This is a genomic window from Streptomyces clavifer (assembly GCF_036345975.1).
In the GTDB taxonomy this organism is placed as follows: domain Bacteria; phylum Actinomycetota; class Actinomycetes; order Streptomycetales; family Streptomycetaceae; genus Streptomyces; species Streptomyces clavifer.
The window spans coordinates 1,605,323-1,628,944 of the sequence record NZ_CP107793.1 but is presented as its reverse complement, the minus strand read 5'-3'; the positions used below and the strand labels follow the sequence as shown (position 1 = coordinate 1,628,944).

Below are 23,622 nucleotides of genomic sequence, written 5' to 3'. Positions count from 1 at the left end.
GGCTTCCGATCCCGGACGACGTCACCGGCCACGAGATCGACAAGGACGTCCGACAGGAGCTGATGAGCCTGCCGAAGACCCTTGCCGAGGACGTCGCGCGGAACCTCGTCATGGTGGCCCGGCTGATCGACGAGGAACCCGAGGAGGCGTACGCGTACTCCCGTATCGCCCTGCGTCTGGCGTCGCGCGTCGCCGCGGTTCGTGAGGCTGCCGGTTTCGCCGCGTACGCCACGCAGAAGTACGCGGAGGCTCTGGCAGAGTTCCGGGCGTCCCGTCGGATGACCGGCTCCGTGGAACTGTGGCCCGTCATGGCCGACTGCGAGCGCGGACTCGGGCGCCCCGAGCGCGCCATGGCCATGGCCGGGGAGCCCGAGGTGCAGAAGCTGGACAAGGCCGGTCAGGTCGAGATGCGTCTGGTGGCCGCCGGAGCCCGCAGGGACATGGGGCAGATCGACGCCGCCATCGTCACGCTGCAGGGCCCTGAGCTCGCCTCCAGCTCCGTCCACTCGTGGACGCCGCGCCTGCGGTACGCCTACGCGGACGCGCTCCTGGAAGCAGGGCGTGAGGACGAGGCCCGCGAATGGTTCGGCAAGGCGCTGGAGGCCGACAAGGACGGATCGACCGACGCGTCGGACCGGCTGGCCGCGCTCGACGGTGTGGAGTTCGTCGACGTCCTCGGAGACGACGACGAGCAGCCGGCCGAGGCGCCCACGGCAGAAACGGCTGAGGACGCCGCTGAGGTCGATGCCCTGGAGGACGACGAGGACGATGTCGACCTCGACGACGAGGACGGCACCTCGAAGGCGTAAGCACTGACGCACCGACGAGAAGAGGGCGGCACCCGCAACGGGTGCCGCCCTCTTCTCGTCCGGGGGCCGTCAGTCGGTGTGGAGGCTGCGCAGGACCAGGCCCGTGGCCGGCTTGGGCCCGAACGACGTCGACTTGCGGGGCATGGTGACGCCCTGTCTGGCCAGGTCCCGGACGACGTCCTCGCGCACCGGGTGCATCAGCACCGCCGTGGCGCCGTGCCGCTCCGCCTGCTCGACCGCCGCGGCCGCGTCGTGGATGTAGCCGATGTGCTCCGGTGCGTCGGGGATCCGCCAGACATGGTCGAGGAGAGTGGAGTGCAGCACGGTCGCGTCGAGCGTGCGCCAGGCCGCCGGCCGGTCGGCGCGGACCGTGCGCGACAGCAGCCGCTCGTCCGGCCCGTCGACCAGATGGAAGCGGCCGTCGCCCGCGAGCAGATAGGCGTTGCCCTCCGCAGCGGCTGCCGCGAGCGCGTCGAGGGCGTGGGGGAGCGGCCCTTCGACGGTCCGGACCCGGAATCCGCTGCCCAGGGCGGCGAGCGCGTCCGCCACCGGGAGGCGGCGCAGCAGCCGGTGGATGCCACGGACCTGGAGGGGATGGCGGGCCGTGTCGACCAGCAGGACCAGTCCGAAGTCCCACGGGCCCGGGGCGGACTGCTCCCGCTGGAGCCTGAGATAGGTCGCCCAGCGGTGGTGGCCGTCGGCGATCAGCGCCTGGCGGCAGGCGAGGTCGGAGGCGATCTCCGCCTGCTCGGCGGGATCCGTGACGGCCCACAGGCGGTGGCCGAAGCCGTCCTCGGTCGTCGTGGTCAGGAGCGGCAGACGCTCCACCACACGCTCGATGACGGCCGTCGCACCGACCGGTCCGCCGTCGCCGGCGTAGCTGAGCAGCAGCGGTTCGAAGTGCGCGGCCGCGGTGCGCATCAGATCGGCGCGGTCCTCCACGACATCGGCCATGACGTCCTCGTGCGGCAGGACGATGCCCTCGGCCGCGGGGGAGAGGGCCAGAGCTCCGATCACCCCGCGCTGCAGGAGGTCGCCCGCCGACTGCTCGTACACGTACAGCGCCGGCACCGGGTCGGGGGCGAGGACGCCCTCCGCGAGCCAGCGCTTCAGCGTCTCGGCGGCCTGCTGGTGGCGCTCGGCGGCGGTGCCGGCCTGCGGCAGGATCAGCCGCACGATGTTGTACGGGTCGGCTGACTCCAGGTGGTGCAGCCCGTCGGGCCGTACGACGACGTCGTAAGGGGGCGATGTCACCGCGGCCAGGCTGCCGACCCGTTCGGGGACGTACCGCAGGCCGCGGAAGGGGATCAGCCGCAGCCCCTGACCGGCGGCGGGCCCGGATGTGTTCATCCCCGCATCGTATGTGCGCTCCGGCGATGCGGGATGATCGGGGGATAAGCATGGAAAGAGGAGCGTAGGCGTATGAGTCAGCAGTACAGGTCCCGGCCGCTCGGAAGCAGTACGGCGCTGAGCGAGGCGTACGACACGGCGCTGCTCGATCTCGACGGCGTGGTGTACGCGGGCGGGCATGCGATCCTCCACGCCGTCGAATCGCTCGGTACCGCGCGGGACGGCGGAATGCGGCTGGCGTATGTGACGAACAACGCCCTCCGGACGCCGGACGCCGTGGCGGAACACCTGACGGAGCTGGGAGTGCCGGCCGAGCCGGCCGATGTGATCACCTCCGCGCAGGCGGTCGCTCGGCTGATGGCCGATCAGCTGCCGCCGGGGGCCCGGGTGCTCGTGGTCGGTGGTGAGGGGCTGCTGGTCGCGCTGCGCGAGCGGGGCCTGGTGCCGGTGGAGTCGGCGGACGACGATCCGGTCGCGGTGGTGCAGGGGTTCGGCGGGCCCGACCTGGCCTGGGGGCGCCTCGCCGAGGCGGCGTACGCGATCGCGCGCGGGGCGGCGTGGTTCGCCTCCAACACGGACCTGACGATTCCGAGCGCCCGCGGCATCGCACCGGGCAACGGAGCCGCGGTGGAGGTCGTACGGATCGCCACGGGCGCCGAGCCGCAGGTGGCGGGCAAGCCGCTGCCGCCGATGCACCGCGAGACGGTGCTGCGTACCGGGGCCGAGCGGCCGCTCGTCGTCGGGGACCGGCTCGACACGGACATCGAGGGTGCGTTCAACGGGGGCGTCGACTCGCTGCTGGTCCTCACCGGGGTCACCGACGCCGCGCAGCTGCTCGCCGCCGAGCCGAAGTACCGGCCGACCTACGTCGACCGGGACCTGCGGGGACTGCTGACCGGTCAGCCCGAGGTGACGGAGGACGGCGACGGAATCCGGTGCGGCGGCTGGACGGCGGCGGTGCGCGGGGACGCCCTCGTGCTGGACGGCGACGGGGACGCGCTGGACGGGCTGCGGGCCCTGTGCGGTGCGGCATGGACACATGCCGGGGAAGGTGCGTGCGGGCTCGACGCGGAGAAGGCGCTCGCCAGGCTCGGACTGTAGCCGGGACGGCGTACGGAACCGGGCAGTTGAGAGGGCCGGAGGATAGGCTAACCTAACCTGGTGTTGGTCGAGAATCCCCCCGAATCGCGTGCCGGCTCCGCAGCCGCGCCGGCGAAGCCCCTGCCTGCCGGGCGCCATGCGGTGCGCGCCGCAGGGCTTCTGGTCGCTGTGGGTGTCCTGGTGCTGGTGTGCCTCGCGAGTATCGCGATCGGTGCCAAGGCGTTGCCCCTGTCCGAGGTCTGGCACGGCCTGTTCCACTACGCGGGGAGCAACGGCGACGTCCTGGTGCGTGATGTGCGCGTCCCGCGCACCGTGCTCGGGCTGATCGTCGGAGCCGCGCTCGGCCTCGCCGGAGCGGTGATGCAGGCACTGACCCGCAACCCCCTCGCCGAGCCCGGTCTGCTGGGTGTCAACGCGGGGGCGTCCGCGGCCGTCGTCTCGGCCATCAGCTTCTTCGGCGTGACCTCGCTGACCGGCTACGTCTGGTTCGCGTTCGGCGGCGCGGCGATCGTGTCCGTGGCGGTGTACCTGCTCGGCGGCAGCCGGTCCGCCAACCCCGTCCGCCTCGCGCTCGCGGGGACGGCGGTCACCGCGGCGCTCTTCGGCTACGTCAACGCCGTACAGCTGCTGGACGCGGCTGCGCTGGACCGGCTGCGGTTCTGGACCGTCGGATCGCTGGCCTCCGCCAACATGGAGACGGTCGGCAAGGTGTGGCCCTTCATCGCGCTCGGCGTGCTGATCTCCCTGCTCATCGCCCGGCCGTTGAACGCGCTGGAGATGGGGGACGACACCGCCAGGGCGCTCGGCGCCCATCTGACCCGCACCAGGATCCTCGCCATGGTCGCGGTCACGCTGCTCTGCGGGGCGGCGACCGCCGCGTGCGGGCCGATCGTCTTCATCGGGCTGATGATCCCGCACCTGGTCCGCACCATCACCGGCCCCGACATGCGATGGATCCTGCCGTACGCGGCCGTCCTCGCGCCCGTGCTGCTGCTCGGCGCGGACGTGGTCGGCCGGGTCGTCGCCCGCCCCTCCGAGCTTCAGGTCGGCATCGTCACCGCGCTGCTCGGCGGGCCGGTCTTCATCCATCTCGTACGACGCAGGAGGATGGCCCAGCTGTGAAGGCCGCACAGGACGCCGAGGCCGCACAGGACACCGGCCCCGGGCCCGCCCCGGGCACCGGGCCCACGCGGAACACCACGAGGACGGTGCACGCCGTCCGCACGCCGGGCGGGCTCTCCTTCCGGGTGGACGCACGGGCGTTCACCGTGATCGTGCTGCTCATGGCTGCCGCCGCCGCGGCCGCGGTGGTGCTCATCGGCAGTGGCGACTTCGCCATGACCCCGGGCGAGGTCCTCACCACCCTGTTCGGCGAAGGAACGTTCCAGCAGGAGTTCATCGTCACGGACCTGCGGCTGCCGAGGGTCCTGGTCGGGCTGCTGGTCGGTGCCGCGCTGGGCGTGGGCGGTGCCGTCTTCCAGAGCGTCTCCCGCAACCCGCTGGGCAGCCCGGACGTGCTCGGATTCGGACAGGGCTCCGCGGTCGGCGCGCTGATGGTGATCGTGCTCTTCCGCGGGGGGCCGGCCGAGGTCGCCGCGGGCGCCGTCGCCGGAGGCATGCTCACCGGGGTCGCCGTCTACCTGCTGGCCTGGAAACGGGGCGTGCACGGCTACCGGCTCGTCCTCGTCGGCATCGGAGCGGCCGCGATGCTCACCGCCGCGACCCACTACCTGATCACCAAGGCCAACCTCGTCGACGCGACCCGCGCCGTCGTCTGGATGACCGGCTCGCTCGACGGCCGTGACTGGGCGCAGGTCTGGCCGCTGCTCGGGGTCTGCGCGGTGCTCGTCCCCCTGGTCCTGGGCCACGGACGGGCCCTGCGCATGCTGGAGATGGGCGACGACGCCGCACACGCCCTGGGCGTACGGGTGGAACGCACCCGGCTGGTCCTGCTGGGCTGCGCCGTGATCCTCGTCGCCGTCGCCACGGCCGCCGCCGGCCCCATCGTCTTCGTGTCGCTGAGCGCCCCGCAGGTGGCCCGCAGGCTCACCCGCTCACCCGGGCCCAACCTGGCCGCCGCTGCCTGCACGGGCGCGGCGCTGCTGCTCGTCGCCGACTGGACCGCGATGAACGCCTTCGGGGACCGGCAGCTCCCCGTCGGCGTCGTCACCGGTGTGCTCGGCGGCTGCTACCTCCTGTGGCTCCTGGTGTCCGAGCGCAGGGCGGGACGCATATGAAGCCGGGTCCGCCGGCGAAGGCACCGGACACCTCGCAGCCGCACCCCACCACCTCCGGGAGTACGACCATGCAGCGCCTCACCGCAGATTCGGTGACCCTCGGTTACGACCAGCGGGTCATCGCCGAGAACCTCTCGGTCGAGATCCCCGACCAGTCCTTCACGGTGATCGTCGGCCCCAACGCCTGCGGCAAGTCGACCCTGCTGCGCGCGCTCTCCCGGATGCTGAAGCCGAGTGCGGGGGAGGTCCTGCTCGACGGACAGTCCATCCACAGGCTGCCCGCGAAGCAGGTCGCACGGACCCTGGGACTGCTGCCCCAGTCCTCCATAGCCCCCGACGGCATCACGGTCGCCGACCTCGTCTCGCGCGGCCGGTACCCGCATCAGGGGCTGCTGCGCCAGTGGTCGCCCGAGGACGAGCGGATCGTCGTGGAGTCCATGGCGTCCACCGGCGTCGGTGAACTCGCCGACCGCTACGTGGACGAGCTGTCCGGCGGCCAGCGCCAGCGTGTCTGGATCGCCATGGCGCTCGCCCAGCAGACCCCGCTGCTGCTGCTCGACGAGCCGACGACGTATCTCGACATCCAGCACCAGATCGACGTCCTCGACCTCTGCGCGGAACTCCACGAGGAGCAGGGCCGCACCCTGGTCGCCGTGCTGCACGACCTGAACCACGCCGCCCGGTACGCCACCCACCTCATCGCCCTGCGCAAGGGCGAGATCGTCGCCGAGGGCGCCCCCGGGGACGTCGTCACGGCGGAGCTGGTGGAGGAGGTGTTCGGGATGCGGTGCCAGGTCATCGAGGACCCCGAGACGGGAACGCCGCTCGTCGTCCCGGCCGCCCGCGGCAAGCGGGTGCGGGCTGCCGCCTGACCCCGGCGCCGGCTACAGCAGGGACTTGAGCTTCAGCAGATCGCGGAAGCCCGCCTCCAGCCGGACCCGGCCCGACCCCCAGGCCTTCGCGAAGTTCAGCTCACCGTCCACCAGGGCCACCAGATCGTCCCCGGTCATGGCGAGCCGGATCTCGGCCTTCTCGCGGGGCGGGCCGTCGGCCGTGTCGAGCACCCGGATCCGGCCGTTCGCCAGCCGTCCGGTGAACGTCACGTCGAGATCCCTGATGTGGCAGCTCAACGAGCGGTCGAGGGAGGCAGCGCCGCGCACGTCGCCGTCCGCCGATGCCAGGTTGCCGGAAAGTGTGTCGAGTGCACTGCGGCACTCCTCCAAGGTCGCCATCGTCACCGACGGTACCCCAGCGCTTCGCGGTAGCGTTCCGGCATGAGCGACTGGATGCCGGATCCGGAGACGGTCCCCGAGGCCACACCCCCGCCCGCCGCGCCCTCCTACGACACCGCCCCGCCCGCCCCGCTCGGCGTCGTACGCACCCCCACCGGGCATGCCGGAGTGGACGCGCGGCTGGAGCGTCTGGCCGACGCCGACCACCTCCCGGCGGACGGGCACACCGAGGTGTACGAGGATGTACACCGTGGGCTGCGCGACGAGCTGACCGCGCTGGACGCCCGGCCCGCACCCGCACCGACGCCCGCGCACGACAACAGGAGCTGAACCGAACGTGGCAGGAGTGGCACGTCGCCGCCTCGACGCCGAGCTGGTACGCCGCAAGCTGGCCCGCTCGCGTGAGCACGCGAGCCAGCTGATCGCAGCGGGGCGGGTGACCGTCGGTGGCAACACCGCGAGCAAACCCGCCACCCAGGTCGAGACCAGCGCGGCCGTCGTCGTGACCAAGGACGACAGCGACCCCGAGTACGTCTCGCGGGGCGGGCACAAGCTCGCGGGCGCGCTCGCCGCCTTCGTACCGCTCGGGCTGACCGTGGAGGGACGGCGGGCGCTGGACGCCGGGGCGTCGACCGGAGGCTTCACCGATGTGCTGCTGCGGGCCGGCGTCGGCCATGTCGTCGCCGTCGACGTCGGGTACGGGCAGCTCGCCTGGTCGCTGCAGTCCGATGAACGCGTCACCGTCAAGGACCGTACCAACGTACGGGAACTGACGTTGGAGCAGATCGACGGGAAGGCGGCGGACCTGGTGGTGGGCGACCTGTCGTTCATTCCGCTCGGCCTCGTACTGCCGGCCCTCGCGCGCTGCGCCGCCCCCGACGCGGACCTGGTCCTCATGGTCAAGCCGCAGTTCGAGGTGGGCAAGGAGCGCCTCGGCAGCGGAGGAGTGGTCCGCAGCCCCGAGCTGCGGGCCGAAGCGGTGCGCGAAGTGGCGCGCCGGGCCGGGCTGCTGGGCCTCGGTGTCCGGGGTGTCACGGCGAGCCCGCTGCCCGGGCCGTCGGGAAATGTCGAATACTTTCTGTGGCTGCGGGCCGGAGCACCTGAACTGGATCCCGCGGATGTCGACCGTGCAGTGGCGGAGGGGCCTCGTTGACGACGCATGCGGCACAACCCGAGAACGCGGCGCGAACCGTGTTCCTGCTGGCGCACACCGGCCGCCCGGCCGCGATCCGCAGCGCCGAGCTCGTCGTCCAGGGCCTGCTCCGGCACGGCCTCGGCGTGCGGGTGCTGGCCGTGGAGGCGGCGGACCTGCCGCTGCCGCCCTCCGTGGTGACGGTCACGGACGCCACGCCCACGGCGGTGGACGGCTGCGAACTGCTGATCGTGCTGGGCGGTGACGGCACGCTGCTGCGCGGCGCCGAGATCTCCCGGGCCTCCGGCGTACCGATGCTCGGCGTCAACCTCGGACGGGTCGGCTTCCTCGCCGAGGCCGAGCGCGACGACCTGGACAAGGTCGTCGACCGGGTCGTCACCCGTGCGTACCAGGTCGAGGAACGCATGACGCTCGACGTCGTCGTGCACAGCAACGGAGACGTCGTGCACACCGACTGGGCGCTCAACGAGGCGGCCGTGCAGAAGGTCTCGCCCGAGCGGATGCTGGAGGTCGTCCTGGAGATCGACGGCCGTCCGGTGACCGGGTTCGGGTGCGACGGGATCGTCTGCGCCACCCCGACCGGTTCGACCGCGTACGCCTTCTCGGCGGGCGGCCCCGTCGTCTGGCCCGAGGTCGAGGCCCTGCTGATGGTGCCGATCAGCGCCCACGCGCTGTTCGCCAAACCGCTGGTGACCTCGCCCACGTCCGTCCTGGCCGTGGAGGTCCAGCCGCACACCCCGCACGGGGTCCTGTGGTGCGACGGGCGCAGGACCGTGGAGCTGCCCGCGGGCGCCAGGGTCGAGGTGCGGCGCGGCGCGGTGCCCGTAAGGCTGGCACGGCTGCACCAGGCCTCGTTCACGGACCGTCTGGTCGCCAAGTTCGCGCTCCCCGTGCAGGGCTGGCGGGGCGCGCCGCACTGAGCTGCGAAGGCCCCCGCCGCCCGGGAGAGTGAACGGAAGGCCGGGGGCCTTGGCGGAGCGGCCCCCGGACCTCGTAAGGTCATGTCCGTGTTGGAGGAGATGCGGATACGGTCGCTCGGAGTCATCGACGACGCGGTGGTGGAGCTGTCACCCGGTTTCACCGCGGTGACGGGCGAGACCGGCGCGGGCAAGACCATGGTCGTCACCAGCCTCGGGCTGCTGCTCGGCGGACGCGCCGACCCCGCTCTCGTGCGGATCGGTGCCAAGGCCGCGGTCGTCGAGGGGCGGATCACGGTGTCCGAGGGCGACGCGGCGGCACTGCGCGCCGCGGAGGCCGGGGCCGAGATCGAGGACGGTGCGCTGCTCATCAGCCGTACCGTTTCGGCGGAAGGACGCTCCCGGGCCCACCTCGGGGGCAGATCCGTGCCCGTGGGAGTCCTGGCCGAGCTCGCCGACGAGCTCGTCGCCGTCCACGGCCAGACCGACCAGCAGGGGCTCCTCAAGCCCGCGCGGCAGCGGGGGGCCCTCGACCGGTACGCGGGCGACGGCGTCACGGTGCCGCACGCGGCGTACACGGTCGCCTACCGGCGGCTGCGCGCGGTCGTCGTGGAGCTCGACGAGCTGACCACGCGGGCCAGGGAGCGCGCCCAGGAAGCGGACCTGCTGCGCTTCGGCCTCGACGAGGTGGCCGCGGTCGCACCGCTGGCCGGGGAGGACGCCGAGCTCGCCGCCGAGGCCGGACGGCTCGGGCACGCCGAGGCCCTCGCCTCCGCCGCCGCGCTCGCCCACGCGGCGCTCGCCGGCGATCCGGAGGACCAGGAGGGTGTGGACGCCACCACCGTGGTGGCGGCCGCGGGACGGTCCCTGGACGCCGTGCGGGCCCACGACCCGGCACTGGCCGCGCTCGCCGACCGGATCGGTGAGATCTCGATCCTGCTCGCCGATGTGGCAGGGGAACTCGCCGGGTACGCCGATCAGCTGGACGCCGACCCGCTGCGGCTCGCCGCCGTCGAGGAGCGGCGCGCCGCGCTCACCGTGCTCACCCGCAAGTACGGCCAGGACATCACCGCCGTGCTGGGCTGGGCCGAGGAGGGCGCTGCCCGGCTGACCGAGCTCGAGGGCGACGACGACCGGATCGGTGAGCTGACGGCCGAGCGCGACGCGCTGCGCGCCGAGCTCTCCGGACTCGGCCAGGCGCTGACCGACGCGCGCACCGAGGCGGCGGCGCGCTTCGCCGCGGCGGTGACCGACGAGCTGGCGTCGCTCGCGATGCCGCACGCCCGGGTCTCCTTCGCCATCCGCCAGACCGAGGCGGTGGACGAGGCGTCCGGCATCGACATCGGCGGCCGGAGCGTGGTCTACGGGCCGTCCGGGGCCGACGAGGTCGAGCTCCTGCTGGCCCCGCACCCCGGGGCCCAGCCGAGGCCGATCGCCAAGGGCGCGTCGGGCGGTGAACTCTCGCGGGTGATGCTCGCCGTCGAGGTGGTCTTCGCGGGTTCCGACCCCGTACCGACGTACCTCTTCGACGAGGTCGACGCGGGCGTCGGCGGCAAGGCGGCCGTGGAGGTGGGCCGGCGGCTCGCCAAGCTCGCCCGGTCCGCGCAGGTCGTGGTGGTCACGCACCTGCCCCAGGTGGCGGCCTTCGCCGACCGGCAGCTGCTGGTCGAGAAGACGGTGGACGGCTCGGTCACCAGGAGCGGGGTCACGGTCCTGGAGGGTGAGGACCGGGTGCGCGAGCTCTCACGGATGCTCGCCGGCCAGGAGGACTCGGAGACGGCCCGGGCGCACGCGGAGGAGTTGCTGGCGACCGCGCGGACGGACGGGTAGCGCCGCCTTCCGGCGAGCTGCCGAGGAGGGGCCACCCCGGCCACCCTGCCCGCCCGGCCACCCTGCCCGCCCCGGCCCCGTGATCCGGGCCGGAGCCCTCCGGACTTCGGTCCCGGACCGCCCGGGACCCCACTTCGGAGCCGGACCCGGTCGGTGCACCGGACACATCGGAATCATCGGGCGACAGCGGCTCGAACGGGACACCGTACGCACCGGATCTCGGACCGGTCAGCACGCGGGAGGCGCCCGGACCCCGCCCCGGACCCGTTCCGGAGGGCGGGTTCCGGGCGCCTCTTGCGTCAATTTCGCGCCACGGATTCCACTCGTACGGGTGGGGCGCCCCTTCCGTCGTCTCCGCGCGGACGGGAACAACGTTTCGTCAGTCCCGGAACGTGCGTACGGACTGGCATCCTTGGCGCTGTACATTCCGCCGACTCGGGAGCCCCGGGAGCCATTCGACGTGTCACAGCTGCGTACGGTCCAAGTCCTGGGCGGAGGTGCCGGAAGCAGCGCTCATGTCACCTCGCTCACCGCGGGTCTGGTCGCCAGGGGGGTGCAGGTCACCGTCTGCGCCCCGGCCGGTGCCGACCGTGCCCATGACTTCCCCGCGCTCGGCGCCCGCTTCGCCCCCGTGCCCCGGCGCACCGACCCCGTGGCCGTCGCCGCGTTGCGCGCCGCCTGCGCGGACGCGGACGTCGTCCACGCGCACGGGCTGCACGCCGCCGTACGCACCGGGATCGCGCTCAGCGGCCGTAGCACCCCGCTGGTCGTGACCTGGCGGACCCGTACGCACGCCGAAGGTGCCCGCGGCGGACTGCTGCGCCTGCTGGAGCGAAGGGCCGCCCGTGCGGCGGCCGTCGTGCTGGGTTCGTCCTCGGAGCTCGTCGACCGGGCCCGTCGCAGGGGCGCCAGGGACGCACGGCTCGCGCCGCTCTCGATCCCGGCGAGCCGTTTCCCCGGCACCGAACACGACGGCAAGGCGCGTGTCGAACTGGGCGTGGTCGAAAGGCCGTTGATCGTCTCGGCCGGCAGCCTCCACGCGCACCACGGCCACGACACGCTGCTGGACGCCGCCCGCGAGTGGCGCGCACTGGACCCCGTACCCCTGCTGGTCGTCGTGGGGGAGGGGCGCCGGACCGAAGCCCTGCGGCGGCGGATCTCGGAGGAGGGGCTGCCCGTCGTCCTCACCGGCTGCCGCGACGACCTGGCCAGGATCCTCGCGGTCGCCGACCTGGCCGTGCTGCCCGGACGCGGGGAAGCCCGGCCGGTGCTCGCACAGGAGGCGCTGCGGCTCGGTGTGCCGCTGGTCGCCGCCGGGAGCGGCGGACTGCTCGAACTCGTCGGCGACGCGGCCGAGCTGGTGCCGTACGGCGACGCGGAGGCCCTGGCCGGTGCCGTCGTCCGGCTCCTCGCCGCACCGGAACAGCGGGACCGCCTCGCCTGGGCGGGGCGGACACAGGCCGCGGGCTGGCCCACCGAGGACGACACCATCGCCCATGTGCTCGCCGTGTACGACGAGTTGGCGAAGCCGACGGGGTCCGTGCCCGCCTGAGGCCTCAGAGTGTGTGGCGCCGCGCCCGCAGCGCCAGACTCAGGGCCAGCACCGTCTGCGGGTCGTCCAGATCGGCGCCGAGCAGCTCCCCGATGCGCGCCAGCCGGTTGTAGAGCGTCTGCCGGTTCAGATGCAGTTCGCGCGCGGTCTCCGCCTTGCGGCCCGCATGGGCGATGTACGCCTCCAGGGTGGGCTGCAGCACGGGCCGCGAGGTCCGGTCGTGCTCGCGCAGCGGGCCGATCGCCCGGTCCACGAACGACGCCAGGTCGGGATGGTCCCGCAGCCGCCACAGCAGCAGGTCGATGTCGAGACGCTGTGCGTCGTACCAAGGCCGTTCCCCCAGCCCCTGCGCGGCCGTCGCCGCCTCAGCCGCGTGCCGCAGCCCCGCACCCGCCGCGCCCCATCCGCCCGCGGCCCCGACCACGACGACCGGTGCGCGGTCCCCGGCCCGTGTATGGCCCGCCCGCTCCACACCCGCCCGCAGCGCGGCCGCCACCCGGTCCGCGAGCGCCGTGCGCCCGGTCTCCCGGCGCAGCGCCAGCAGGAGCGGAATCCTTCCCTCCACGGGCCGCACACCCAGCAGTACCGGCACGCCCAGCCCGGACAGCTCCTCCATCACCGTCCGTGCCAGCACCGCCCAGCTCCCCGACGGCGCGGACGCGGGGGCGAGCCGCATCACCACCGGCAGCAGCGGATCCCCGCCCGGCCGGAACCCCAGCACCCCGGCCTGCGCGGGCGCGTCCTCCGGCGCGACGCGCCCTTCGGAGAGATCGGTGAGGAAGTCACCGCGCCCCCGCGCCGCGAGCTCCTCCTCCTGGCGGGCCTGCATCAGGACGACGGCGAGGATGCCCGCCGCCCGCTCGGCCGCCATCCGGTGCACCGTCACGAGCGGCCCCGACACGGCGAGCAGCACCAGCCGCGCCCGCACCGACACACTGCCCCCGCCTCCGCCCGGCACCTCGACCAGCACGGTTCCGGCCGGCGGGGACTCGCGCACCCCACGGCCGCCGCGCAGCCCCTCCCAGACCTGCAGCGGATCGGCGCCCACCGGCCCGGTCCCGGTGCCCGCCGCGTACAGCAGCCGTCCGTCCGGGGTCTCCAGGAAGACGGGGTTGGCGGTGAAGTCCGCCAGGATCGTCAGGACCTGAGGCACACCGCCGCCGCCGAGCACCGCCTGCGTGCAGCGCCGGTGCACCTCCTCGGCCCGCCGGAGCAGCGCGTAGTGCCCGTTGACGATCTCGGTGTGGATCTCCTCGGTCACCGCGACGAACGGCACCTCGCGGTGCAGCTGCACGAGCGGCAGCCCCGCCGTCCGCGCGGCGTCCACGATCGACGCGGGCAGCCGGCTGAAGCGCGGCCCCAGCTCCACCACCAGGGCGGCGATGCCCCGGTCGGCCAGCCGCCGGACGAAGGCCCGCTGCTCGGCGGGGCGCGTGCCCAGGCCCAGCCCCGTCGTCAGCAGCAGTTCGCCGCCCTTGAGCAGGGAGGCGATGTTCGGTGCCTCACCGGCGTGCACCCAGCGCACCGTACGGTCCAGCCGGTCCTCCCCGGCCAGTACCTCGGGAAGCCCGCCGCGCAGCCCCGGCAGCTCCAGGGCCCTCCGTACGGTGATCCCGCCCTCTGTCTCCACTGGCTCCGGCCTCGTGCTTCCACTCGCCCACGGCGGGGCGGAATGCCCCGGTCAGGAAGCTACCGGGCCCGGTGGGGTCGTCACACCACGGCGACCGACGGCTTCACGTTGTGGTTCAGGTGGAACACGTTGCCGGGGTCGTAGCGGGCCTTGACCGCGGCCAGCCGCTCGTAGTTCTCCTCACCGAAACCGGCGACGACCCGCTCCTGGCCCTCGCGTCCGATGAAGTTCAGATACACGGCGCCCCCGGCCCAGGGCCGGACCGCCGCACGTACCTCGCGCACCCAGGCCTTGCCCTGTTCGTCCTCCGCCGCGGTTCCCCAGATCCCGAACGGGTGCACGGCCCAGGGGGACGAGCGCCAGGGGACCGGGAAGCCGCCGGACTCCCGGCCCACCCGACCGCCCAGCGGGAACAGCACGTGCTGCGAACCGGAGGGGACGGGCATCGCGTGGGCGGTCGAGCAGAACGCGCCCACCGCCTCGTCGGGGAAGGAGTCCAGGTACTCGGCCGACCAGTAGTTCCGCTGTCCCGGCGGGTCGTCGAGCAAGCACTGCAGATCCGCGTACGGGATCTCCGTGATGAACTCCGCCTCGCGGTCCAGCGCGAGCAGCGGTGCGGCCACGTCCCGGGCCTCCGCCTCCGGCCCCGTGTAGGTGACCAGGACGGCGCAGATGAGCCGTCCCACCTGGTGCTCGGGCACGAACTCCTCGGGCGGACCGGTGAGATAGAGGCACCCGCCGCCCGCCTCGTCCGGTGCGGACTCCATCAGGTCCCGGTACGTGCGCACCGCCAGGGGGCCGTCCTCGGGACGGAAGAGCAGCAGCATCATGGTCAGGACGGGCAGTTCGTGCAGGCGCAGGGTCAAGGAGGTGGCGACGCCGAAGTTGCCGCCGCCGCCGTGCAGCGCCCAGAAGAGGTCGGGGTTCTCGTCCGCCGCGGCGCGCACGGTGCCGCCGTCCGCGGTGACCAGTTCGGCGGCCAGCAGGTTGTCGCAGGCCAGCCCGAACCTGCGCTCCAGCCACCCCGATCCGCCGCCCAGGGTGAAGCCTCCCACCCCGGTGGTGGAGACCCGGCCCCCGGTGGTCGCCAGGGCGTACGGCTGGGTCGCCCGGTCCAGATCGCCCATGACGGCCCCGCCCCCGACGCGGGCCGTTCGGTTCTCCGGGTCCACGGTGACGGCGTTCATGCGGCGCAGATCGATGACCAGGCCGCCCTCGCTCAGCGACATCCCGGACACACTGTGCCCCCCGCCGCGGACCGCGACCTCCAGGCCGTGCTCACGGGCGAAGCGGAGCCCCCGCACCACATCGGCGCGGGCGGCGCACTGGACCACCACCGCGGGTCTGCGGTCGATCATGCTGTTGAAGACGGTGCGGGCCTCGTCGTAGCCCGGGTCGCCGGGCACATGGGCCTCACCGGCGATATCGCTGCGGAGGCCGGCCAGGCCGGCGTCCGCCAAAGGTTCGCGGGGCGTCATGCTGCCCCCTTCGCAGGGCGTGACAGAACCCTTCCATCGTAGGCCGGACCGTGGACATCGGCCGTCCCGCAGGTTCTGTCACGCCTCTGGATCAGCCGACGTACGCCCCGCTCGCCGTGAGCCGCAGCGCCGTGTCGATCAGCGGCACATGGCTGAACGCCTGCGGGAAGTTACCCACCTGGCGCTGCAGCCGAGCGTCCCACTCCTCGGCCAGCAGCCCCAGGTCGTTGCGCAGGGACAGCAGCTTCTCGAAGAGCTGGCGGGCCTCGTCGACCCTGCCGATCATCGCGAGGTCGTCGGCCAGCCAGAACGAACAGGCCAGGAACGCGCCCTCGTCGCCCTCCAGCCCGTCCACGCCCGCGTCCTCACCGGCCGTCGGGTAGCGCAGGACGAAGCCGTCCTCCGTGGACAGCTCGCGCTGGATCGCCTCGATCGTGCCGATGACCCGCTTGTCGTCGGGCGGCAGGAAGCCCATCTGCGGAATCAGCAGCAGGGAGGCGTCCAGCTCCTTCGACCCGTAGGACTGGGTGAAGGTGTTGCGCTCCTTGTCGTAACCCCGCTCGCAGACGTCGCGGTGGATGTCGTCGCGCAGCTGCAGCCACCGCTCCAGCGGCCCGTCGGTGTCCCCGGACTCGATCAGCTTGATGGTGCGGTCGACCGCCACCCAGGCCATCACCTTGGAGTGCACGAAGTGCCTGCGCGGCCCCCGCACCTCCCAGATGCCCTCGTCCGGTTCCTCCCAGTGCTTCTCCAGATAGCTGATCAGCTTGAGCTGGAGGCCCACCGCGTAGTCGTTGCGGGTCAGACCCGTCATGTGCGCCAGATGGAGCGCCTCGGTGACCTCGCCGTACACGTCGAGCTGCAGCTGGTTCGCCGCGCCGTTGCCCACCCGCACCGGACCGGAGTTCTCATAACCGGGCAGCCAGTCCAGCTCCGCCTCGCCGAGCTCCCGCTCACCCGCGATGCCGTACATGATCTGCAGGTTCTCCGGGTCGCCCGCGACCGCCCGCAGCAGCCACTCGCGCCACGCGCGGGCCTCCTCGCGGTAGCCGGTGCGCAGCAGGGAGGAGAGCGTGATCGCCGCGTCCCGCAGCCAGGTGTAGCGGTAGTCCCAGTTGCGTGAGCCGCCGATGTCCTCCGGCAGAGAGGTGGTCGGAGCCGCCACGATGCCGCCGGTCGGCGCGTACGTGAGCGCCTTCAGCGTGATCAGCGAGCGCACCACCGCCTCCCGGTAGGGCCCGTGGTACGTGCACTGCTCGACCCACTCGCGCCAGAAGTTCTCCGTCGCCTCCAGCGAACCCTCGGGGTCCGGCAGGGCGGGCGGCTCGCGGTGCGAGGGCTGCCAGCTGATCGTGAACGCGATCCGGTCCCCGGGTGCCACGGTGAAGTCGGAGTACGTCGTCAGGTTCCGGCCGTACGTGTCGGCCTCGGTGTCCAGCCAGACCGAGTCCGGCCCCGCGACGGCGACCGTACGGCCGTCGACCTTGTGCACCCAGGGGGTGACCCGCCCGTAGCTGAAACGCATCCGCAGCTCCGAGCGCATCTGCACCCGGCCGCTGACACCTTCCACGATGCGGATGAGCTGCGGGGCGCCGTCGCGCGGCGGCATGAAATCGGTCACGCGGACCGTGCCGCGCGGGGTGTCCCACTCCGATTCCAGGACGAGCGAGTCGCCCCGGTAGCGGCGCCGGTCCGCGGCGGCGGGCTGAGCCCCCTCCGCGCGGGCGGGTCCCAACCGCCAGAATCCGTGTTCCTCCGTGCCGAGAAGCCCGGCGAACACGGCATGGGAATCGAAGCGGGGCAGGCACAGCCAGTCTGCTGTGCCGTCCCGGCAGACCAGGGCTGCGGTCTGCATGTCTCCGATGAGTGCGTAATCCTCGATGCGCCCGGCCACGTGCGTCTCCAGTCGAACGGCCATGTCGCCCCGAAGGGCGCTTACTGCTGGTCAAGGGGTCGTTGTAGTAGAACCGACGAGCTCTTGCACGGGTGAGCGGGCTGGGGTGTTGCCGCTGGGCCGGCCAACTCGGCAGCGAGTGTCCGAGCAGGATACGACGCACCCGGGGGTTCCGCGCGACTGTCCGCGACTTGTCCGCCGCCCGTTACCGGAGAATGGGCAGAACGTGGAACGACTGCGGTGATCTTGTGTCAACCGTGTGCGAGGAGTGGCCGGAAGCGACCTCTCCTCGTCGCTGTTACCCTGGTAGCCCGTGGACCGGTGGTCGTCCCGACAGTGGACGAGGCCCCCGAACCGCAGCGACGGCGCCTCCGGAATTCTCCGTACGGCACGCCGGCACGCACCTCACGATCGCGACCACGGGAGCCCCCTTTGGCTATGCAGCCCTCATCCACGACGACCAAGCACATCTTCGTCACCGGGGGTGTCGCCTCCTCCCTCGGCAAGGGTCTGACTGCGTCAAGTCTGGGTGCCCTGCTCAAGGCGCGTGGCCTGCGGGTCACCATGCAGAAGCTCGACCCCTACCTCAACGTCGACCCCGGCACGATGAACCCCTTCCAGCACGGTGAGGTGTTCGTCACGAACGACGGCGCCGAGACCGACCTGGACATCGGCCACTACGAGCGCTTCCTCGACGTCGACCTCGACGGCTCGGCCAACGTCACGACCGGCCAGGTCTACTCGCAGGTCATCGCCAAGGAGCGGCGCGGCGAGTACCTCGGCGACACCGTCCAGGTCATCCCCCACATCACCAACGAGATCAAGCACCGCATCCGCCGTATGGCGACCGACGACGTCGACGTCGTCATCACCGAGGTCGGCGGCACGGTCGGCGACATCGAGTCGCTGCCGTTCCTCGAGACCGTCCGCCAGGTGCGTCACGAGGTCGGCCGCGACAACGTCTTCGTCGTGCACATCTCGCTGCTGCCCTACATCGGCCCGTCCGGCGAGCTGAAGACGAAGCCGACCCAGCACTCCGTCGCGGCCCTGCGCAACATCGGCATCCAGCCCGACGCCATCGTGCTGCGCGCCGACCGCGACGTACCGCTCTCCATCAAGCGCAAGATCTCGCTGATGTGCGACGTCGACGAGGCCGCCGTGGTGGCCTGCCCGGACGCGAAGTCGATCTACGACATCCCGAAGGTGCTGCACTCCGAGGGACTGGACGCCTACGTCGTCCGCAAGCTCGACCTGCCGTTCCGCGACGTCGACTGGACGACCTGGGGCGACCTGCTGGACCGTGTCCACAACCCCGACCACGAGGTCACCGTCGCGCTGGTCGGCAAGTACATCGACCTGCCCGACGCCTACCTCTCGGTCACCGAGGCCATCCGGGCCGGCGGCTTCGCGAACAGGGCCCGCGTCAAGGTCAAGTGGGTCGCCTCCGACGACTGCAAGACCCCGGCGGGCGCGCACAAGCAGCTCGGTGACGTCGACGCCGTGTGCATCCCCGGCGGCTTCGGCGAGCGCGGCGTGATCGGCAAGGTCGGCGCGATCCAGTACGCCCGCGAGAACAAGGTGCCGCTGCTCGGCCTGTGCCTGGGCCTGCAGTGCATCGTGATCGAGGCCGCGCGCAACCTCGCGGGGATCCCCGACGCCAACTCCACCGAGTTCGACGCCGCCACGGGCCATCCCGTCATCTCGACGATGGAGGAGCAGCTCGCCTACGTCGAGGGCGCGGGCGACCTGGGCGGCACCATGCGGCTCGGCCTGTACCCGGCGAAGCTCGCCGAGGGTTCCGTCGTCCGCGAGGCGTACGACGACCAGCCGTACGTGGACGAGCGGCACCGCCACCGCTACGAGGTCAACAACGCCTACCGTGCGGAGCTGGAGAAGAAGGCCGGACTGGTCTTCTCCGGCACCTCCCCGGACAACAAGCTCGTCGAGTACGTCGAGTACCCGCGCGAGACCCACCCCTACCTGGTCGCCACCCAGGCGCACCCGGAGCTGCGCTCCCGCCCGACCCGCCCGCACCCGCTCTTCGCGGGCCTGGTGAAGGCCGCCGTCGCGCGCCAGGTCGCGGCACGCGGGACGGACGCCCCCGCATAAGGCGATACGGTTGACCGGGGTACGGATCCTTCACCGGATGCGTGCCCCGGTTTCTGTTTTTCGTGGGAGGACGTACATGGGAATCCAGGACACGCCCGAGGAGTGGCAGGTCACCGCGACGGTGACGCCCTTCACCGGCAACAAGACCAGCGTCCGCACCGACGACGTGGTGATGCCCGACGGCACCGTCGCACGCCGCGACTACCAGGTCCACCCGGGCTCCGTCGCCGTCCTCGCGCTCGACGAGGCAGGCCGTGTCCTCGTCCTGCGGCAGTACCGCCACCCGGTGCGCCAGAAGCTGTGGGAGATCCCCGCCGGACTCCTCGACATCCCGGGGGAGAACCCGCTGCACGCCGCACAGCGCGAGCTGTACGAGGAGGCGCACGTCAAGGCCGAGGACTGGCGGGTGCTGACCGACGTCTACACCACGCCCGGCGGCTGCGACGAAGCCGTACGCGTCTTCCTCGCCCGGGACCTCTCCGAGGTGGAGGGCGAGCGCTTCGAGGTCTCCGAGGAGGAGGCCGACATGGAGCAGGCCCGGGTGCCGCTCCCGGAGCTCGTGCAGGGGGTGCTCGCCGGGGAACTCCACAACAACTGCCTGGTGGTGGGCGTCCTGGCGCTCACCGCGGTGCTCGCGGGCGACGGGGTGGACGCGTTGCGGCCGGCCGAGGCGCCGTGGCCCGCCAGGCCCTTCGAGGCCTGAGCGCCCGAGACGGCGGGGGACCGGCCGGCGCCGACGGGGACCGGCGCCCGGCCGGCCCGGCCGCGTACCCCCGCCACGGCCCCGCGTACCCGGCCGGGGACCGATCGTAAGAAACGCTGATCCGATCGGGGGACGTACCCGCCCCGCTCGGCCGTGATCGTCCGCACCGCTGAACTACGCTCGAAAGGTCCCGACCGGAGTTCCGGCGGGCAACCGCGTGCAGTGAAGTGGAGCGTGGCCAGTGACCGATCAGGCGGTGGACACCAGCGGCCCGGCCGGCGTGGCGGGGGCGTCGGGATCCAAGCGGCCATCCGGTGCCACCCCACCCCAATTCTTCGGCCGCGAACGCGAGTTGAGAGCCCTTCAGGACGACATCGGGCGAGCCGGTCTGGACACGCTGGCCGGCCGCAAGGCCGCCCGTGCCCGGGTCCTGCTGATCGCGGGCCGGCCCGGATCCGGACGCACCGCCCTCGCGGCCGAACTGGCGCGCCGGCTGGCGGAACCGGGCGACTACCCCGACGGGGTCTTCCGGGTCGCGCTCACCGATCACGACGGCGCACGCGTACCCGTCGAGCGCACCGCGCGCGAACTCCTGGACCTGCTCGCGGTCCCCGCCCCGCCCGGCGCGGACGAGGACGAGCTCTCCGAAGTGGTCCGCGCGGCGTTCGCCGAACGCCGCGCCCTGATCCTGCTCGACGACGCGGTGGACGCCGAACAGGTCGACCCGCTGCTGCCGGACAACCCGGACTGCCTGGTCGTGGCCACCTCCACCGGCCCGCTCACCGGCATTCCGGGCGTCCGTCCGTGCACCATCGGAGGCATGGACGCGGGATCCGCCGTCCACCTGCTCGCCCGCACCATCGGGCAGGTCAGGATCACGGTCGACCCTCGGACCGCCGAGACGCTGACCGAGGAGTGCGCCGGACTGCCCGCCGCCCTGACGCTGGTCGCCGGCCTGCTCGCCGCCCGTCCGGGCGCCTCGGTCGCCGACGTCACCAAGCAGCTGCGCGAGCTGCCCGACGATGCCGAACAGCCCACCGGCGCCCGCCCGCTGGCCCGCGCCTTCCGGCTGGTCCACGACTCCCTGCCGCCGGCCGCCGCCCGGACACTGCGGCTTCTCGCGCTCGCCCCCGCCGGACTGGCCGACGCGCACACCGCCTCCGCGCTGGCGGGGTGCTCCGTCTCCGCGGCCCAGACGACCCTGGACGACTTCGTCCGGCTCGGACTGATGCGGTCGAACGGCGCGGAGCAGCCCCAGTACGAGGTGCCCGGCTGTCTCGCCCCCCTGCTCCGCGCCCTGCTGGAGGAACGGGACCGGCCGGCCGAGATCCAGCTGGCCCGGGCCAGGATGCTGGAGCGGACCGTACGCCAGCTCCAGTCCTGCCGGGCGGTCACCGACCCGGAGGGCTCACCTGCCCGCCGCAAGCTCGCCGGACTGCCCCGCTCGCTGCGCTTCCCCAATCCGGACGCCGCCGCCGAGTGGCTGCGGATCCGGCAGCCCGCCCTGCTGGCCTCCGCCCGGCTCGCCGTCCAGGACGGGGAGCTGGACACCCTCGCCCGCCGACTGGTCGCGGCACTCGTCCGGGCGCTCGCCGTGCACCGGGGCACCGAGGAGGCCGCGCCCGAGCTGTACGGGCTGCACGCGCTGGTCCTGGACGTGGCGGAACGCCGCGACCTGCACCGGGAGAAGGCCGCCGCGCTGCTCAACCTCGCCGACCTGGACGCCAGGACCGGCCGCACCCAGGAGGCGCTGACCCGCTACCGGGCCGCGCTGGACGCCGGCCGCGCGGCGAACGACCTCTACGCGACGGGCCGCGCCATGGAATCCGTAGGGGGGGCCTACGCGGAGCTGGGGGACTTCAACCGGGCCTCGGACTGGTACGGCCGGGCCCTCGCGCAGCGGCTCACGCAGGGGGAGCGGGCCGACGAGGCCCGGCTCTACGGGCGGCTCGGCGCCGTCCACAGCTACGCGGGACGTTACGGCGAGGCCCTGCGCAACTGGCGGGCCGCGGCGGCGGGGCACCGCAGGCTCGGCGACCTGCCCGCCCAGGCGCGGGCGACCAGCGAGGCCGCACGGGTGCAGGAGTACGCGGGCCGCCCGCAGGAGTCGCTGCACACCTGCCGTGAGGCGGTGGACCTGGCCCGCCGGGCGGGGGATGTGCGGCTGCAGGGCGCCCTCGAGCTGCGGCTGGCGGACACGCTGGACCGGCTCGGGGACCCGGCGGCGGCGGGGCTGCACAGGGCGGCAGCCGACAGATTACTGGGAGAGTAGGGCTCGGCCTACGAAATCCGTAGTACTTCGGTGAAAACTTAATGCTTTGTAAGGCTGGACAGCGGGAAGTCCTTCAATAATGATGGCTCTGCCGCGCACCCCTGCGGTGTCCCCTTTAGGCTTGGTTCATGTGGGTACCTCCCGCTATGCCCGAGCTGCCCTGCGAGCCAAGGACCGTGATCGACGTGAAGGTCGGCATCCCCCGCGAAGTCAAGAACAACGAGTTCCGAGTGGCGATCACCCCCGCCGGAGTGCACGAACTCGTCCGTCACGGCCACCAGGTGTTCGTCGAGCAGTACGCCGGCGAGGGCTCCTCCATCCCGGACGAGGAGTACGTAGCCGCGGGTGCGCGGATCCTGCCCACCGCCGACGAGGTGTGGGCCGCCGCCGACCTGCTGCTCAAGGTCAAGGAACCGGTCGCCGAGGAGTACCACCGCCTGCGCAAGGGGCAGACGCTCTTCACGTACCTGCACCTCGCCGCCTCCCGCGCCTGCACCGACGCCCTGCTGGAGTCGGGCACCACCGCGATCGCGTACGAGACCGTCGAGACCGCGAACCGCGCGCTGCCGCTGCTCGCCCCCATGTCCGAGGTCGCCGGCCGCCTCGCCCCGCAGGTCGGCGCGTACCACCTGATGCGTTCGGTCGGCGGTCGCGGTGTGCTCCCCGGCGGCGTCCCCGGGACCGGCTCGGCCAGGGCCGTCGTCATCGGCGGCGGTGTCTCCGGCTGGAACGCCACGCAGATCGCCGTCGGGCTCGGCTTCCACGTGACGCTGCTCGACAGGGACATCAACAAGCTCCGCGAGGCCGACCGGATCTTCGGCACCAAGGTGCGGACGGTCGTCTCCAACGCCCTCGAGCTCGAGAAGGCCGTCATCGAGGCCGACCTCGTCGTGGGTGCCGTGCTGATTCCCGGCGCGAAGGCCCCGAAGCTGGTCACCAACGCGCTGGTCGCCCGGATGAAGCCCGGAAGTGTTCTTGTCGACATCGCGATCGACCAGGGCGGCTGCTTCGAGGACTCGCACCCGACCACGCACGCCGAGCCGACCTTCATGGTCCACAACTCGGTCTTCTACTGCGTCGCCAACATGCCGGGCGCGGTGCCGAACACCTCCACGTACGCCCTCACGAACGCCACGCTGCCCTACATCCTGGAGCTCGCGAACCGCGGCTGGGCCGACGCCCTGCGCCGTGACGCAGCTCTCGCCAGGGGCCTCAACACCCATGACGGCCAGGTCGTTTACCGCGAGGTGGCCGAGGCGCACGGGCTCGACCACGTCGAGCCGGCCGCGCTTCTCGGCTGAGCGGCCGACCCCCTCCGTCAACCCGTTCCGTCAACCTCGTACGTCCGGCCGGAC

The 23,622-nt window shown here is 72.7% G+C and carries 19 protein-coding genes; 14 read left to right on the top strand and 5 right to left on the bottom strand.

Annotation, left to right across the window (positions count from 1 at the left end):
• Positions 1-62: 62 nt before the first annotated feature.
• Positions 63-809: a tetratricopeptide repeat protein gene (locus OG927_RS06865; RefSeq protein WP_124282814.1), complete on the top strand. Its 747-nt coding sequence runs from the start codon at positions 63-65 to the stop codon at positions 807-809.
• A 69-nt stretch (positions 810-878) separates the two neighbouring features.
• Here OG927_RS06865 and OG927_RS06860 read toward each other — a convergent pair whose 3' ends face one another.
• Positions 879-2,159 carry a DUF1015 family protein gene (locus tag OG927_RS06860; protein WP_209470782.1) on the bottom strand — a complete coding sequence of 427 codons (1,281 nt, stop codon included), beginning with the start codon at positions 2,157-2,159 and terminating at the stop codon, positions 879-881.
• Between the two features lie 72 nt (positions 2,160-2,231).
• On the opposite strand from OG927_RS06860, the gene OG927_RS06855 reads away from it, so the two are divergent.
• The 4 genes from OG927_RS06855 (at position 2,232) to OG927_RS06840 (ending at position 6,369) form a co-directional block, all read left to right on the top strand.
• The gene (locus tag OG927_RS06855) at positions 2,232-3,260 is read left to right on the top strand and encodes an HAD hydrolase-like protein (RefSeq protein ID WP_056786045.1); all 1,029 of its coding nucleotides are present in this window, start codon (positions 2,232-2,234) and stop codon (positions 3,258-3,260) included.
• Positions 3,261-3,380: 120 nt separating this feature from the next.
• Positions 3,381-4,382, top strand: coding sequence for a FecCD family ABC transporter permease (locus tag OG927_RS06850; RefSeq protein WP_056787402.1), 1,002 nt, complete (start codon positions 3,381-3,383; stop codon positions 4,380-4,382).
• A gap of 86 nt (positions 4,383-4,468) precedes the next feature.
• Entirely contained in the window at positions 4,469-5,497 is a 1,029-nt protein-coding gene (locus OG927_RS06845) for a FecCD family ABC transporter permease (RefSeq protein WP_056787405.1), read from the top strand.
• Between the two features lie 68 nt (positions 5,498-5,565).
• Entirely contained in the window at positions 5,566-6,369 is an 804-nt protein-coding gene (locus tag OG927_RS06840; protein ID WP_056787409.1) for an ABC transporter ATP-binding protein, read from the top strand.
• Between the two features lie 12 nt (positions 6,370-6,381).
• Here OG927_RS06840 and OG927_RS06835 read toward each other — a convergent pair whose 3' ends face one another.
• Entirely contained in the window at positions 6,382-6,729 is a 348-nt protein-coding gene (locus tag OG927_RS06835) for an SCP2 sterol-binding domain-containing protein (RefSeq protein ID WP_330319849.1), read from the bottom strand.
• A gap of 42 nt (positions 6,730-6,771) precedes the next feature.
• Here OG927_RS06835 and OG927_RS06830 point away from each other — a divergent pair, with 42 nt between their 5' ends.
• The 5 genes from OG927_RS06830 to OG927_RS06810 all read left to right on the top strand — a co-directional run bounded on the left by OG927_RS06830 (position 6,772) and on the right by OG927_RS06810 (position 12,181).
• Positions 6,772-7,059, top strand: a complete 288-nt coding sequence (locus tag OG927_RS06830) for a hypothetical protein (RefSeq protein WP_199862745.1) — start codon at positions 6,772-6,774, stop codon at positions 7,057-7,059.
• A gap of 7 nt (positions 7,060-7,066) precedes the next feature.
• Positions 7,067-7,882, top strand: a complete 816-nt coding sequence (locus OG927_RS06825; RefSeq protein WP_056786048.1) for a TlyA family RNA methyltransferase — start codon at positions 7,067-7,069, stop codon at positions 7,880-7,882.
• Positions 7,879-8,802 carry an NAD kinase gene (locus OG927_RS06820; RefSeq protein WP_056786050.1) on the top strand — a complete coding sequence of 308 codons (924 nt, stop codon included), beginning with the start codon at positions 7,879-7,881 and terminating at the stop codon, positions 8,800-8,802. The genes OG927_RS06825 and OG927_RS06820 overlap by 4 nt, the downstream gene beginning before the upstream one ends.
• A gap of 81 nt (positions 8,803-8,883) precedes the next feature.
• Entirely contained in the window at positions 8,884-10,629 is a 1,746-nt protein-coding gene (gene recN / locus OG927_RS06815) for a DNA repair protein RecN (RefSeq protein WP_056786057.1), read from the top strand.
• A gap of 460 nt (positions 10,630-11,089) precedes the next feature.
• Positions 11,090-12,181: a glycosyltransferase family 4 protein gene (locus tag OG927_RS06810; protein WP_330319848.1), complete on the top strand. Its 1,092-nt coding sequence runs from the start codon at positions 11,090-11,092 to the stop codon at positions 12,179-12,181.
• Positions 12,182-12,185: 4 nt separating this feature from the next.
• On the opposite strand, the gene OG927_RS06805 is transcribed toward OG927_RS06810, so the two are convergent.
• From OG927_RS06805 to OG927_RS06795, 3 genes are all read right to left on the bottom strand, one after another.
• Positions 12,186-13,811 carry a PucR family transcriptional regulator gene (locus tag OG927_RS06805; RefSeq protein ID WP_124282818.1) on the bottom strand — a complete coding sequence of 542 codons (1,626 nt, stop codon included), beginning with the start codon at positions 13,809-13,811 and terminating at the stop codon, positions 12,186-12,188.
• 80 nt (positions 13,812-13,891) lie between these two features.
• A complete protein-coding gene (locus tag OG927_RS06800) occupies positions 13,892-15,289 on the bottom strand; it encodes an FAD-binding oxidoreductase (protein ID WP_330319847.1) in 1,398 nt (465 codons plus the stop codon).
• Positions 15,290-15,380: 91 nt separating this feature from the next.
• Positions 15,381-17,183: a glycoside hydrolase family 15 protein gene (locus OG927_RS06795; protein ID WP_056786065.1), complete on the bottom strand. Its 1,803-nt coding sequence runs from the start codon at positions 17,181-17,183 to the stop codon at positions 15,381-15,383.
• 438 nt (positions 17,184-17,621) lie between these two features.
• Here OG927_RS06795 and OG927_RS06790 point away from each other — a divergent pair, with 438 nt between their 5' ends.
• From OG927_RS06790 to ald, 4 genes are all read left to right on the top strand, one after another.
• Complete coding sequence (locus tag OG927_RS06790) at positions 17,622-19,292, top strand: CTP synthase (protein WP_056786067.1); 1,671 nt, start codon at positions 17,622-17,624, stop codon at positions 19,290-19,292.
• 76 nt (positions 19,293-19,368) lie between these two features.
• Entirely contained in the window at positions 19,369-19,995 is a 627-nt protein-coding gene (locus OG927_RS06785; RefSeq protein WP_124282820.1) for an NUDIX domain-containing protein, read from the top strand.
• 241 nt (positions 19,996-20,236) lie between these two features.
• The gene (locus OG927_RS06780) at positions 20,237-22,267 is read left to right on the top strand and encodes a tetratricopeptide repeat protein (RefSeq protein WP_209470786.1); all 2,031 of its coding nucleotides are present in this window, start codon (positions 20,237-20,239) and stop codon (positions 22,265-22,267) included.
• Positions 22,268-22,452: 185 nt separating this feature from the next.
• On the top strand, positions 22,453-23,568 hold the full coding sequence (gene ald, locus OG927_RS06775) for an alanine dehydrogenase (protein WP_209471348.1): 1,116 nt from the start codon (positions 22,453-22,455) through the stop codon (positions 23,566-23,568).
• Positions 23,569-23,622: the final 54 nt, after the last annotated feature.